Source organism: Acinetobacter sp., assembly GCF_041911495.1.
In the GTDB taxonomy this organism is placed as follows: domain Bacteria; phylum Pseudomonadota; class Gammaproteobacteria; order Pseudomonadales; family Moraxellaceae; genus Acinetobacter.
In genome coordinates this window covers 70,795-83,836 of sequence record NZ_JAYROT010000013.1, presented here as the reverse complement: position 1 = coordinate 83,836, position 13,042 = coordinate 70,795, and the positions used below count along the sequence as shown (strand labels likewise).

The window sequence follows — 13,042 nt, the reverse complement described above, 5'->3', positions numbered from 1 at the left end:
GTGACCATTCTCTGCGTTTCATGCCTCGTTTATGTGATTTTAGCCTATAACGCAATGCATGGTTGAAATGTCAACAGACCCTAATATTGGTCACCAAGGTTTTGATGATGAAAACTCAATATAAAAGAACATATCATCAGCGATTACATCAAGTTTTACAGCAGTTCAATTCGAGTTATCTAAACGATCATTGCATTTTATTTGGTGGTGGTACACGGATCGCCTTAGAGTTGGACGAATATCGCCAATCGGTAGACATTGATTTTTTCTGTGTTGGAAAAAATGCTTTTCGAGCGGTGCGCTCGGTGGTGACAGAAACCACTTTGGGAGATTTGGTCAGGCAGGATTTTAATTATCCACGAGACATACGTGCCGATCGAGATGCAGTCCGATGCTTTATTTCTGATCAAGATATTGTGATTAAGCTTGAATTCGTCCTTTTTTTAGATGAACAGATCAATGCAGACACTCGGAACATTTTTCCTGTGCCTGCGATAGATCGAACATCGTGTTATCTCAGTAAGCTACTTGCAAATGCTGATCGCTACAATACACCACCCTACAAGGATATATTTGATCTACTTGCGATGTTTGATCAATGGGGAGAGATTCCACAACAAGCTTGGCATCAGGCTGAGCAACACTATGGTCAAAAAGCCATATGGCATGGTTTGGATAAAGCGTATCGTCAAATCAAACTGCAACCGCAAAAGTATAGTGAGATCGCAACGCAAGAGCTCGATATTTCATTGGATTATGCACGGCACTTATTAAACACGGTTTTAGATCAACTCTATCAATCGATAAAATAACTTAAAAATAGTTGATCACTTTTTTGAATGTACCGTGGACTTGAGTTGGGCTCAAAAGCCGAACGATATAAAAAGCCAAATAGTGACAAATATTGTCAATCCATTGCGAGTAATATGTGATAAGAATCACGGAGCTACAAATAATCTTAAAAATGGGTTGTTTAAGAGTTTGTTTTATAATATAAATCTGAATTAGCATTAAGTTGGCACAACTTATGCAATATTACAAACAAAGCGAAACAACGCTAATAAGCGACAAAACTAACTATTCTCTAGGGAGAACACTATGAAAGCTCAAAAGGGTTTTACACTGATTGAATTGATGATCGTTGTAGCGATTATCGGTATCTTGGCAGCCGTTGCACTACCTGCTTATCAAGACTACACGGTTAAGGCGAAAGTTTCGGAAGTTGTTTTAGCGGCTTCTTCTTGCCGTACAACTGTAACAGAGGCTGTACAATCTTCTCCTGCAGTGAATGTAAGTGCTGTGTTACCAACAGTTTGTGCCTTTACACCGACTAAATATGTTACTTCAGGTGCAGTGGATGCTAATGGCAAAATTACAGTAACCGCAAATCAGGCAAATCTTACTGCTCTTACTGCTACTACTAATGCGTTGACTCTTGTTCCTATTCGAACAGGTACAACTGCTTTAGTTGGTACAACCGATGGTGGAAGAACTATAGCTGGGTGGCGTTGTGGCTTAGCTGCTGACGGCACTACGATTCCACGTAAATATTTACCTGGTTCATGTCAAGGTACTTACTAATCTATTGTTAGGTTGGTATGAGAAAAGACTGGGAAACCAGTCTTTTTTTTGACTATATTTACTGTGTTTTATGTATTTTTGAGTAAGCATGATGTCTAAACGTTTAAAATTTTTTTTTAGCCATTTAGCGATTTCTTTGTTGATTGCTTTGTTCGTGATCAGTATTGTATTTTTTGTCTGGTATCCATCACCACTTGCCACAGCCGTTGGTGTGACACATATCTTTTTGATGTTGATTGCGATAAATGTTGTTGTTGGTCCAATTTTGGGTTTTATTGTCTATAAAGAAGGCAAGAAATCTTTAAAGTTTGATTTGGCAGTAGTTATTCTATTACAACTCTCTGCGCTGAGTTTTGGCGTGTATAGTATCGCACAAGGTCGTCCTGTTTGGATCGGCTATGTGGCGGATCGTTTTGAATTGGTTCGCAATAATGATTTAATTAATGATCATGCAGATCAAGCACTGCCTCAATTTCAAAATCCATCGTGGTTACAGCCTCAATATGTTGCTGTAAAAGTTTCAGAGAACGTCAACCAACGAAATAATGATCTATTTGCTGAAGTCATGGGTGGGATTTCGCTCGCACAACGACCTGAACGCTATGTCGAATTATCCGAAGTGAAATCGTTGATTCAACAGCGTTCTCAAGATTTAGAATTATTAAAAAACTTTAATGACCCAAATCAAGTTGAGAAAGTTTTAGCAAAATATCCTATGGCGACAGCATTTGTCCCATTGAAAGCCAATGCAGTAGATATGACTGTACTCATCAATAAAGAAAACGGTGAGGTGGTTAAAATCGTTGATCTTCGACCATGGAAATAACATTGAAATTAGCTGTTCTAGCACATAAAAAATCCCGCATATAGCGGGATTTTTTTGAGAAAATGAAAAATTATTCCTCTTCCATATTCTTCTGAATAAAGTTTTCAATACCAACTTTGCCAATCAAATCAAGCTGTGTATCTGCCCAGTCGAGATAGTCTTCATCTTTCTCCAAGTTGCTAACCTATCGGCTTGCAAATACGACATTGTCGTATTACAATAATTCTATCTCATCGTATTCATGGTCTGTATGTATACAATTTGCGAAACCCCTTTATTTTCTAAATACGCTACCATCTATTGGACGGAAGAAGAATACGAAGACTTTAAAACTTATTTGGCTGTAAATCCTGAAGCAGGTGATGTTGAACCAAAATCAGGCGGTATACGAAAAATTAGATGGGTCAGTGGAGGCAAGGGCAAACGTGGCGGTGTTCGGGTGATTTACTTTAACCGTTTGGCAAATGGTGAAATATGGTTGCTCACACTTTATAGCAAAAAAGAAGTGACTCAATTGAGCAAGAAAACGCTTAATCTATTAGTGGAGAAATTAAATGCCTCGTTTAATGACTGACAAAGAGCTTGAAGCATTTGAAGCGAATCGAGATATTGAAGCTGAAATTTTGCAAGGCATAGACGATATGCTTGCAGGTAATGTTGCGAAACGGACTGTTGTCAGTGAAACCGATGTTGCTTTAGCTCGAAAAAAAATAGGCTTAACACAAGTCGAATTTGCTAAGATGTTGGATATTTCCAAACGTACACTCGAAGCATGGGAGCAAGGTAAACGCAATCCGTCTGGAGCTGCGAAAACCTTAATTAAGCTATGTATTCAAAATCCTCAAGCAATAAAAACTTTAATTGTTTGAGTAATTATTTGACAATAGTAAAAAATCCCTTGATTTCTCAAGGGATTTTAGAAAGAAGTAAAACTTATTACTCTTCCATATTCTTCTGAATAAAGTTTTCAATACCGACTTTCTCAATCAGATCAAGCTGTGTATCTGCCCAATCGAGATAGTCTTCATCTTTCTCTAAAATGCTTCGGAGTAAATCACGAGTCACATAATCCATCTCTTGCTCAGCAAGGATAATAGCAGCTTGTAGTGCCTCGATATTTTCTTTGGCTTTGCGTACATCACACTTCAACACTTCTTCGGTATGTTGACCAATATAGAGCTTGCCGAGATGTTGTAAATTTGGAAGACCTTCTAAGAACAGAATGCGCTCGATGATTTTATCTGCATGCTTCATCTGACGGATTGATTCTTTATATTCTGCTTCGCCTAAACCTTCGATACCCCAATCGTTAAACATGCGAGAGTGCAGGAAATACTGATTGATTGCAGTCAACTCATGAAAAAGCACTTGGTTCAACTGCTGAATGACTTGCTTATTACCTTGCATATCACCACTCCAAAATATAAAAACTTCAAAATCTTAATTTATAAATAGTCTAAGCGTTTCAAAGACGTGGTGCGAGGACTTTTTAGAACAGCAAATGAGAATAAAAATGAATATGGCTGTGAACAAAATTTTATCATGCATCTGAAATATGCCATTTCAAGTGACTGTGCTATATTGATTTAGAACTGAACAATACCACGCAGGTGGATGATGACCATTGCAAATAAACATCGTATAGATGAGCAAGAATATATTCAAGGTGAGCTAAACAGCACCATCAAACATGAATTAATTGATGGTGAAGTGTTTGCCATGGTGGGTGCAAGTGCTGTACATAATTTAATTAGTTTAAATATTGCTGGCGCTTTGCATCAGCATTTAAAAGGTAAGCCTTGTCGTCCGTATATGAATGATATGAAAGTACGCATTGCCGAAAACTTTTACTACCCTGATGTGTTAGTGGATTGTTCAAAATTATCGTCCAATATGTATTTTGTAGAAACGCCGATTTTGATCGTAGAGGTACTCTCTGCATCAACCAAGAGCTATGATAAAACATTTAAGTTACAGCAATATCAACTGATTCCCACACTGCAGGAGTATTTGATGGTTGATCAAGACCGACAGTTGGTGGAGCTTCGTAGTCGCTTGGACGATTGGCAACCGCAATATTATGAAATGGGCGATGAGTTGATGTTGCAGTCAGTTGGTTTAAAACTGGCGGTTGCTGATGTTTATGATGGGATCAATTTTTAAATCGATCGTCTTTATTTTTGAATAGCTTTGGACAAATAGTAAATACATGATAAGAAATATACCTATATTAAAAAAATAAACCCGCCTTGAGTCATGGCGGGGGAGGAGTAGTTTGTGAGTTGGATTATTTTTTTTATTTGGTTGTAATGGTTGCTTCTAAATCGTATTAAGCCGCTACAGAGATTCGCGCTGCGATTTCCGCAAGTTCTTCAGAAATAATTGTTTTTGCTTCAGGCACACAACGTCCACAGCATGTGCCGAGATCAAGCATTTCACGGACGTCACGAATACTTTCTGCGCCATTTTGCATCGCATCTTTGATATCTTGGTCGGTAATACCACGGCATAAACAAACGTACATCGAACAAACCTGATGAGTAAATCGGATAATTGATATTAGTGATAATTGTTATCGTTTGTCAATATGTTTGATTGTTTTTCATGTTAAATTTAATCGAAAAAAAAGATCATAAGTTGGAAATTAATCGAAAACTTATGATCTTCAGTAGTAATTAACAGTAAATTGAGGCTGAAATGGCTTATTTTTCAATGCAAACGATACCGTCCATTTCAACCAATGCCCCTTTTGGAAGGCTTGCAACACCAAGTGCAGCACGTGCAGGGTAGGGCTGTGCAAAGTATTCCCCCATGATCTGATTGACCAGTTGGAAGTGAGAAAGATCAGTCAGGAAAATGTTTAACTTCGCAATATCCGCCAAGCTTGCATCGGCGACAGTGCAAACTGCTTTGATATTGTCAAATACACGACGGATTTGCGCTTCGATGCCATCTACAAGTTCCATGCTATATGGGTCAAGTCCGATCTGCCCTGAGAGATACAGTGTATTGTCTACCAAGATCGCTTGAGAATAAGTGCCGATCGCAGCAGGGGCATGTTCGGTATGGATAACTTGTCGTGACATGGGAGTGTGTCTCCTAAAATTAATAAATTAAATGTAATGCGAAACTATTTAACTGACTTTTGCGGTTTGATGATTGGCAAAAGGCATGAGTAATCGAGTAATTTTCGGAAAGTTTAGCGTCATGCGAAGTTCACGAATAATACTTGCAAGATGGCGACGATCATTCACCACGATATTAAAATAAGTGGCATTGCTTTCGTGTAGTACAGACTCGACCCCTGCATTGGCTTTACGAGCACGATAGATCGCCTCAGAGGTTTGTTCATCATTCAATGATTCATCAATTGCAAGATAAGCGTTGAAACGTGCGCCTTCAGGATTTTGATCATACCACGTTAGCGACATGATATTTTCAGGGTGTTTATGTTGCTCTTGCAGTAGATTGTTGCATTTGGTGCGATGTACGATTAAACCACGGCGAGTAAGATGCCCCATGATTTGATCACCAAAGACAGGATTGCAACAATGCCCGTATTTCACCTCAACGCCTTCAGTGCCTTGAATTAAGATCAGTGCATTATCATCTTTGCTCGATTGCTGGTGATGTAGACGATTGGCAACCAATTGCGGTAGCAAGTCACCAACGGCGATTTGCTCGTACAAAGCTTCTTTGGTTTCAAGATGACGCCATTCCAATAAACATTGCCAGTCTTTATCGGAAAGTTGATCAATCGAATAGTTAAACATGCGTAGTGCACGATTTAAAGCTTGTTGACCAATCAAAATCTGTTCTTCAAAATCTTGATCACGCAAAATGTTTTGAATAGCACGACGTGCTTTTTGTGTGTTGATAAAGCTGAGCCAATCAGGATTTGGCGTAGCAAGTACATCAGTAATAATTTCGACGACTTGACCATTGAGAATCGGAGTCGAGAGTGGTTTTTGCGTACCATTGATTTTACAGCCGACCGCATGGTTGCCTAGGAATAAACTCGCTGCATAGGCAAAATCAACAGCCGTTGCACCACGAGGAAGTTCGTGAATATGACCGTGTGGGGTATAAGCGATGATTTTTTCTTGATGTAAATAATCGAGGAGGTCGTTGAATGTTGTTTTTGCACAATTTTCATCAATCAAATCATTGAGGCTTTGTAGCGATGCTTGAATGGCTGAGCGACATGCTTGCGGTGCAGCCTCACCAAGTACCATGCCAAAGCGTGCAGTTTTTCGCATTAACTCGGTTTGAATATTTAAGCTTAAAAAGGTCTTTTCGCCTTGCAGTTCTAAAAATAATGCTTGATTACCGCCAGGCATAGGGCGACGAATATGGTCGGTATAGCTGAGTGTGGTAAATTGAGCAGTCATTAATTTGACTAAATCATCGCAATCTTGCACACGTTGCAAAATAATGTCAAAAGTATGGCTGTGTGTGAGCTGATTAAGGTCAAGTTTGTTTTTAATAAAGTGGCGCAAGAGCTTGGTATTATTATTTTTCTTTTTGATGCGACCTTGAATGTTGTTGTCGCTAAGGATTTGGTTGAGCTTTTCTTCCCAAAAGTTTTGATATTCTTGTCGTTTGAGTTTGGTGTCTGCGAGGGCTTGCTGAATGCTGGCGTACATGTCGATATCAAGATTTTGATAACAGAGGTCTTCGAGCCAGTCCCCCATTTCGTTCATGCCGACAAGGCGAGCCATTGGCACATAAATATCAAAAGTTTCACGTGCGATGCGCTCACGTTTATCAGGGCGTAAAGCATCAAGTGTCGTCATATTGTGATAACGATCAGACAGTTTAATAATAATGACACGTGGATCGTGTAAGGTCGCTTGCAAAAATTTGCGGAATGAAGCGGCTTTGTTGTATTGCTTGTCACTCGAACTGGTGAGTTTTGTTACACCATCAACCAAATGTGCCACAGTGGCATTAAAACGTTCGGTAATTTGTTCTTTATTGACTTCAGTATCTTCGATGACATCATGTAAGAGAGCAGCCATGAGTGTATCTGCATCCATGCGCATATGGGCAAGTAAACACCCCACCGCAATCGGATGGAGAATATATGGTTCACCACTCTTTCGCGTCACTCCTGCATGTGCTTCGCCAGCGAAGTCACTGGCTTGCATCACAAGGTCTACTTTGTCTGCTGGCAAGTAGGCGACAATGATGGATTGGAGTTGTTGCTTGGCATGGCTGACGGCATCACCTGGCATAAAAGACGAATCCTAAAATCTGATTTTTCGCAAAAAATAGTTCACCCTATAATGAAATGCAAAACGACTGATTTGTCAAATTTTTTTACAAAATTGTCTAGGGTCTGTTGATATTTCAATCATGCATTGCGTTATCAGCTAAAACAACAGAAACGAGACATGAAACGAAGGGAATGGTCATTACCTTGACAAGTTTTAAACCATAATTTCAGACTTTGTTTTGAATTGAACAATGTTGTGAAGGTCGAGAAGTTTTTTTAACTCCATATTGAGAATTGCTTGGTCTAAAAACTACAGATTGTAGAAGCTGTAAATTCATAAATCTTAAATCAAAAGCTTCGTTTTAAATCCTTTAAATAAAAAAACCAATGCAACTTGGCATTGGTCTTTTGTACTTCAAAGCAATTGCGTTTAAAAGCGAATTAGAAGCTAAAGTTATCTAGGTTGATCGCTTCGCTCGAAAGCGCCATATCAAACTGGTTGTGTTCAAGGTCTTGATCACGTTGTTTCAAGATGTCTTTATTGACGTGACCTTCAGCAATTTCACGAAGTGCAACCACAGATGGTTTGTCATTGTCCCACTCTACAGTTGGCTCTACGCCTTGACGTGCGATTTGACGGGCACGTTTGCTCGCAACCAAAACCAATTCAAAGCGGTTGTCTACATTTTCTAAGCAATCTTCAACAGTTACGCGTGCCATGATCTGCCCTGTAATCTTCAAATTTAAAATAGTCGCAAATTATAGCCAAATTGACGGAGTGACTCAAGCAATATGTTTTGGTCTGCTTGCAGCTATTAGGTGATTACTTGCCGTTGGGGTTTAATAGATTCTGAATCAGCTCACTATGACGGTTGGCTTGCTGGGCTAGGGTCATGCGATTTGCAGTAATGACTGCCTCAAGCTCATGTAGCGCACGATCAAAAGAATCATTGATAATGATATAATCAAAATTGACATATTGCTGCATATCAGACACTGCACAGTCAAGACGATGCTCGATCACTTCAACACTGTCCGTGCCTCGATTGGAAAGGCGCTGTCTCAGATCAAACTGACTTGGTGGAAGAATAAAAATTTGAATCGAATCTGGAAATAATTTACGAACTTGCGCCGCACCTTGCCAGTCAATTTCGAGTAATACGTCATGACCTTGGTGGAGTTGTTCTTCAACGGTGCGCTGTGATGTGCCGTAATAATTACCAAAAACTTCGGCATACTCGATAAATCCGCCTTGCTCGATTTGCGATGTAAAGTTGTCTTTATCAGTGAAGTGATAATGAATGCCATTCAATTCGCCATTGCGTTTCGGGCGAGTGGTGTGTGATACAGACACATGTAGATTGCTCGTGCGATCGAGTAATGCTTTTACCAGTGAAGTTTTGCCTGTGCCAGATGCAGCGGCAACCACAAAAAGTAAACCCGACATGCGAAATTTTCCTGTATCATATTTATAGTGGAGATTGTAGTAGAATGTCTTTCGAAACTAAACCCACATTGCAATATATTGGCGTAATAAAATTGACATTACAATCATCATACTATTGATGAAATCAGCAATACTTCTAGTGACTAGGTGAATCATGCAAATACTGTTGGCGAATCCTCGAGGCTTTTGTGCAGGTGTAGATCGTGCGATTGCGATCGTCAACCGTGCGCTCGAATGCTTTGGTGCGCCGATCTATGTGCGCCATGAAGTGGTTCATAATAAATTCGTTGTAGATGATTTGAAGCAGCGTGGCGCAGTATTTGTGGATGAATTGGATCAAGTGCCTGATGATGCGATCGTGATCTTTAGTGCGCATGGCGTATCCAAAGCAGTTCAACAAGAAGCAGAACATCGTCAACTCAAAGTATTTGACGCAACTTGTCCACTCGTGACTAAAGTACATTTAGAAGTATTGAAATATTCTCGAGAGGGTATGGAAGCTGTACTTATTGGTCATCATGGTCATCCTGAAGTTGAGGGGACGATGGGTCAGTTTGATGTCAAATATGGTGGGCAGATTTATTTGGTTGAAGATGAGCAGGATGTTGCGCAGCTTCAAGTGAATGACCCTGAAAAATTGGCATTTGTCACCCAAACGACCTTATCTATTGATGACACATCGAAAGTGATCGAAGCATTGCGTGCAAAATATCCGCTGATTCAAGGGCCTCGAAAAGATGATATTTGCTATGCCACGCAAAACCGTCAAGATGCGGTGCGTGATCTTGCAGAGCAGTGCGATGTGGTGTTGGTAGTTGGTTCGCCAAACTCATCAAACTCGAATCGCTTGCGTGAGCTTGCGGAGCGTATGGGGAAAAAAGCATTTCTGATTGATAATGCGGATGAAATGCACCAAGCGTGGTTTGATAAAAATAGTAAGATTGGTGTGACTGCGGGGGCTTCTGCACCTGAGATTTTAATTAAACAAGTGCTTGATCGCTTGCAGGAGTGGGGGGCAACCTCTCCTGAAGAGCTTGCAGGACAAGAAGAACATATTACTTTTAGTTTGCCTAAAGAGCTTCGCATCAAAGTGATTGAAGCATAAATTTGGATACTTGATGATAATTTTGGTATCAAAATCATTTTAGCTATTTCTAGGTATTAATTTTCAAGCCAACTGATATCAGTTGGCTTTTTGCCTTTTATCTTCAAAATCAGCCATTAATCAAGAAATGTATTTCTTGACGAGCTTATTGTATTATCTTTGTATTGGGGTAATAGGATTTAAGAGGCATATCATGCCAAGTAAAGGTTTTACATTAGTAGAGTTGATGGTGACGATTGCTGTGTTGGCGGTTTTGGCAACATTAGCTGTGCCATCTTTTACAGCGACGATTCGTAAAAATCAAATACAACGTGATATGCGTGATTTTATTGCAACTTTGCAGGATGCACGTTCAGATGCGATTTTACATAAAGCGACGAAAACGGTCACTGTAGGGAGCTCGGGTTGGATACCAAGTGATGATGTGCAATGGAATACAGCTAAAAAGCCAGGTGCAAGTGTGAGTTTTAATTTTATGGGCTCGGTATCATCGATAAGTACGCAGGAGTGTTTTATCTTGGAAAGTATAAAAGATACCTCGCTAAAGGCTGTTATGTTGCTTGATAAAAATGGTTCGATCACCTATTTAAAAGGTGAAAGCACTTGTCCAGCATAGGGGGTAGTATGCGTATTCAAAAAGGTGTGGGCTTGATCGAGGTGTTGGTGGCGCTTATCTTGCTTGCCATCGCAGTGCTAGGCTTTATGGCATTACAGGTGCGTGCAATTTCTGCCAGTATAGATGCAGGTAATACAACACAAGCTACGAGCTTGGCTAAAGATTTGGCAGAAAGAATTCGAATTAATCGTGATGGTTATGCTGTATATACTGCTACCAGCACGTATACAGGTGGAGCAAGCTCCAAGGATTGTGCTTCTGTGATTTGTACAGCATCTGAAATGGCACAGTTTGATTTTGATCAAGTGGATCGACGAGCGACTAATTTAGGAATGGATGTTGCGATCAACGATTGTCAAGGATCGACTTTGAGTCGCAAATGTATCTATGTTGCATGGGATACGACAACAGCGACAAATGGTACTGCTTCACCAAGCTGCACAAATGGTACGGCGTATATTACGGGTGCTAAATGTATCATTATGGAGATCTATAATTATGGCTAAGCATCAGGGTTTTACGTTGATTGAGCTTATGGTCTCCATTGCATTAGGTCTTTTGGTTGTAGCAGCGGGGTTATCACTATATTTGGCGAGCCAGCGTTCGATGAATTTGCAGAATGGATTAGGCGAGCTCCAACAAAATGCGATATTTGGCTTATCTCAACTGACGTACGACCTTCGGCATGTCAATCTCAATACAGCGTCTGGAGAGCGTATACACAACAAAAACTTGCCTGGTTCCGGAATTGTTTTTTCAACTGCAAGTCTGCCTGGAAATTTTTCGGGAGTAAATGCTAACCTACTCACTGATCAAGAAAAAGATACTGGCGGTACTGATAAAGATACTGGCGGTACTGATATGGCGAGTGATCAGCTCACGATTCAGTTTGTGCCTCAATATGTAGCTGGTACAGGTGTTGTTGATGATAAGGGGAACCAGGATCCTTCAGATGATGATGTTGCACCGATTTCAACTTCTAATATGTTTAACTGTGAAGGTCGTCGTATCGAAACGGTAGCGGACATCAGCGTCACCAATCCAATCAAACCCGTCATTGTTCAGCGTTATTATATTGCAGAAATGAAAAAAGGGACGGCTTCCTACTCACCTAAACGCTATGCTTTGTTTTGTGATGCAGGTTGGTACGATCCTAATGCGGGTGCAGGTGCGACGATTCAGGAGTTGGGGGTTAATGGACAGCAGATTATTCAAAATGTAGACGCATTTAAAGTGCTATTGGGTGTCCAAAATAAAGATAAAGATATGCGTTATCTCTCGATTGATCAATACAATACGTTGATGTCAACGATCACTGTTCCGAAAGATTACTGGTATGTGGTTTCTGTCAATGTCGCCGTCATAGCACATTCGAGCAACCCGATTGGCGCAGACCCAAATATCAATAATGACCGCGTATTTAATATGTTTTCAAGTAGTGGCACATCGCCGTATGGCGTGGCGACACTAAAGCCTGAACAAAAGACCAATTCAAAATTTATTCGTGAAGTATTTAGCCAAGTGGTCGCCTTCCGAAATACCTTGGGAGGAGCATGGGAATGATACATCAAAAAGGTTCGACCTTGATCATTGTATTGATCGTATTATTGCTTGTCACCATCATCGGTACGATTGCGGTGAAATCCAGCATTCTTGGTTTAGGAATAGCGACTAATAATCAAGTCAATGCATTGTTGTTGGAAAATAGCGATGCTGCATTATTTAATTTGGAAAACCCAAGTACCGTTGAACGGCAGTTGGCGACAGATGGTATGTATGGTTACTTTAACTCATCTGCGAATGCTTCTGACGAATTAATCTTCTGTTACCGTGCTGCTGAGACAAATTTTTTTAGCATACAAAAATCGAGTGCGATTACAACCAGTGGTTCGATTACTAAAATTGGGACGGCAGGCTTTTGTAAAGCAAGTAGTTTTGCAACAGGGCGACGCGCTGTACTCTCTCAGGTCTATTTGACTAAAGCAACCACGACATCTTCGCCTTTTGCAAGTGTGCCTAAGGGGTCGAGTTTAGGTCAAGGGAGTATTGCGGCATCAAGCATGACGATCGGGGCAACGGTGGTATCGGTTTTGCCGAGTTTTGCTGCTGCATCATCTGCATCTATCGAAGCGTGTTTCAAGCGTCGTGCTTCTTTGGTTGGTGCATGTTTTGCCGATTTAAATATTCCATACAATATTCAACACTCTGACTTTACTGTTGGCGGACAGCCGAAGTTGGTCTCTTAGAGA

The 13,042-nt window shown here is 40.4% G+C and carries 17 protein-coding genes and 1 pseudogene; 11 read left to right on the top strand and 7 right to left on the bottom strand.

The features are described 5' to 3' along the window. The first annotated feature begins 107 nt into the window (after positions 1 to 107). The 3 genes from ACE3PQ_RS01625 (at position 108) to tfpZ (ending at position 2,407) form a co-directional block, all read left to right on the top strand. Positions 108 to 812 (top strand): nucleotidyl transferase AbiEii/AbiGii toxin family protein, encoded by a 705-nt coding sequence (locus ACE3PQ_RS01625; RefSeq protein ID WP_374294622.1) that lies wholly within the window; start codon positions 108 to 110, stop codon positions 810 to 812. A 286-nt stretch (positions 813 to 1,098) separates the two neighbouring features. After that, positions 1,099 to 1,581, top strand: coding sequence for a pilin (locus ACE3PQ_RS01620; protein ID WP_374294620.1), 483 nt, complete (start codon positions 1,099 to 1,101; stop codon positions 1,579 to 1,581). Positions 1,582 to 1,672: 91 nt separating this feature from the next. Then, positions 1,673 to 2,407 (top strand): TfpX/TfpZ family type IV pilin accessory protein, encoded by a 735-nt coding sequence (tfpZ, locus tag ACE3PQ_RS01615; RefSeq protein WP_374294618.1) that lies wholly within the window; start codon positions 1,673 to 1,675, stop codon positions 2,405 to 2,407. 70 nt (positions 2,408 to 2,477) lie between these two features. Here tfpZ and ACE3PQ_RS01610 read toward each other — a convergent pair. Further along, positions 2,478 to 2,582, bottom strand: a pseudogene (locus ACE3PQ_RS01610) (bacterioferritin); the annotation flags it as partial. A gap of 75 nt (positions 2,583 to 2,657) precedes the next feature. Here ACE3PQ_RS01610 and ACE3PQ_RS01605 point away from each other — a divergent pair. Continuing rightward, positions 2,658 to 2,981: a transcriptional regulator gene (locus ACE3PQ_RS01605; RefSeq protein WP_298891422.1), complete on the top strand. Its 324-nt coding sequence runs from the start codon at positions 2,658 to 2,660 to the stop codon at positions 2,979 to 2,981. Then, a complete protein-coding gene (locus ACE3PQ_RS01600; RefSeq protein ID WP_298891421.1) occupies positions 2,962 to 3,276 on the top strand; it encodes a DNA-binding transcriptional regulator in 315 nt (104 codons plus the stop codon). Before ACE3PQ_RS01605 ends, ACE3PQ_RS01600 begins: the two co-directional genes overlap by 20 nt. 67 nt (positions 3,277 to 3,343) lie before the next feature. Here the strand turns inward: ACE3PQ_RS01600 and bfr are convergent, their stop codons facing one another. Then, positions 3,344 to 3,814, bottom strand: a complete 471-nt coding sequence (gene bfr, locus ACE3PQ_RS01595; protein WP_374294615.1) for a bacterioferritin — start codon at positions 3,812 to 3,814, stop codon at positions 3,344 to 3,346. Positions 3,815 to 4,024: 210 nt separating this feature from the next. Here bfr and ACE3PQ_RS01590 point away from each other — a divergent pair, with 210 nt between their 5' ends. After that, entirely contained in the window at positions 4,025 to 4,570 is a 546-nt protein-coding gene (locus ACE3PQ_RS01590) for a Uma2 family endonuclease (RefSeq protein ID WP_374294613.1), read from the top strand. A 166-nt stretch (positions 4,571 to 4,736) separates the two neighbouring features. Here the strand turns inward: ACE3PQ_RS01590 and ACE3PQ_RS01585 are convergent, their stop codons facing one another. From ACE3PQ_RS01585 to gmk, 5 genes are all read right to left on the bottom strand, one after another. After that, a complete protein-coding gene (locus tag ACE3PQ_RS01585; RefSeq protein ID WP_298891416.1) occupies positions 4,737 to 4,931 on the bottom strand; it encodes a bacterioferritin-associated ferredoxin in 195 nt (64 codons plus the stop codon). 178 nt (positions 4,932 to 5,109) lie between these two features. Continuing rightward, complete coding sequence (locus ACE3PQ_RS01580; RefSeq protein WP_374294611.1) at positions 5,110 to 5,493, bottom strand: RidA family protein; 384 nt, start codon at positions 5,491 to 5,493, stop codon at positions 5,110 to 5,112. 48 nt (positions 5,494 to 5,541) lie between these two features. After that, positions 5,542 to 7,644: a bifunctional (p)ppGpp synthetase/guanosine-3',5'-bis(diphosphate) 3'-pyrophosphohydrolase gene (locus ACE3PQ_RS01575; RefSeq protein WP_374294609.1), complete on the bottom strand. Its 2,103-nt coding sequence runs from the start codon at positions 7,642 to 7,644 to the stop codon at positions 5,542 to 5,544. Between the two features lie 422 nt (positions 7,645 to 8,066). After that, positions 8,067 to 8,345, bottom strand: coding sequence for a DNA-directed RNA polymerase subunit omega (gene rpoZ, locus ACE3PQ_RS01570; RefSeq protein ID WP_374294607.1), 279 nt, complete (start codon positions 8,343 to 8,345; stop codon positions 8,067 to 8,069). A gap of 103 nt (positions 8,346 to 8,448) precedes the next feature. Beyond that, complete coding sequence (gene gmk, locus ACE3PQ_RS01565) at positions 8,449 to 9,072, bottom strand: guanylate kinase (RefSeq protein WP_374294605.1); 624 nt, start codon at positions 9,070 to 9,072, stop codon at positions 8,449 to 8,451. A gap of 154 nt (positions 9,073 to 9,226) precedes the next feature. Between gmk and ispH the strand changes: the two genes are divergently transcribed. From ispH to ACE3PQ_RS01540, 5 genes are all read left to right on the top strand, one after another. Continuing rightward, entirely contained in the window at positions 9,227 to 10,177 is a 951-nt protein-coding gene (ispH, locus tag ACE3PQ_RS01560) for a 4-hydroxy-3-methylbut-2-enyl diphosphate reductase (protein ID WP_374294603.1), read from the top strand. Positions 10,178 to 10,370: 193 nt separating this feature from the next. Then, on the top strand, positions 10,371 to 10,793 hold the full coding sequence (locus tag ACE3PQ_RS01555; protein WP_374294601.1) for a Tfp pilus assembly protein FimT/FimU: 423 nt from the start codon (positions 10,371 to 10,373) through the stop codon (positions 10,791 to 10,793). An 8-nt stretch (positions 10,794 to 10,801) separates the two neighbouring features. Beyond that, positions 10,802 to 11,299, top strand: a complete 498-nt coding sequence (gene pilV / locus ACE3PQ_RS01550; RefSeq protein ID WP_374294598.1) for a type IV pilus modification protein PilV — start codon at positions 10,802 to 10,804, stop codon at positions 11,297 to 11,299. Beyond that, positions 11,181 to 12,356, top strand: coding sequence for a PilW family protein (locus ACE3PQ_RS01545; RefSeq protein ID WP_374294596.1), 1,176 nt, complete (start codon positions 11,181 to 11,183; stop codon positions 12,354 to 12,356). The genes pilV and ACE3PQ_RS01545 overlap by 119 nt, the downstream gene beginning before the upstream one ends. Further along, positions 12,353 to 13,039, top strand: coding sequence for a pilus assembly protein PilX (locus tag ACE3PQ_RS01540; RefSeq protein ID WP_374294593.1), 687 nt, complete (start codon positions 12,353 to 12,355; stop codon positions 13,037 to 13,039). Before ACE3PQ_RS01545 ends, ACE3PQ_RS01540 begins: the two co-directional genes overlap by 4 nt. Positions 13,040 to 13,042 lie beyond the last annotated feature (3 nt).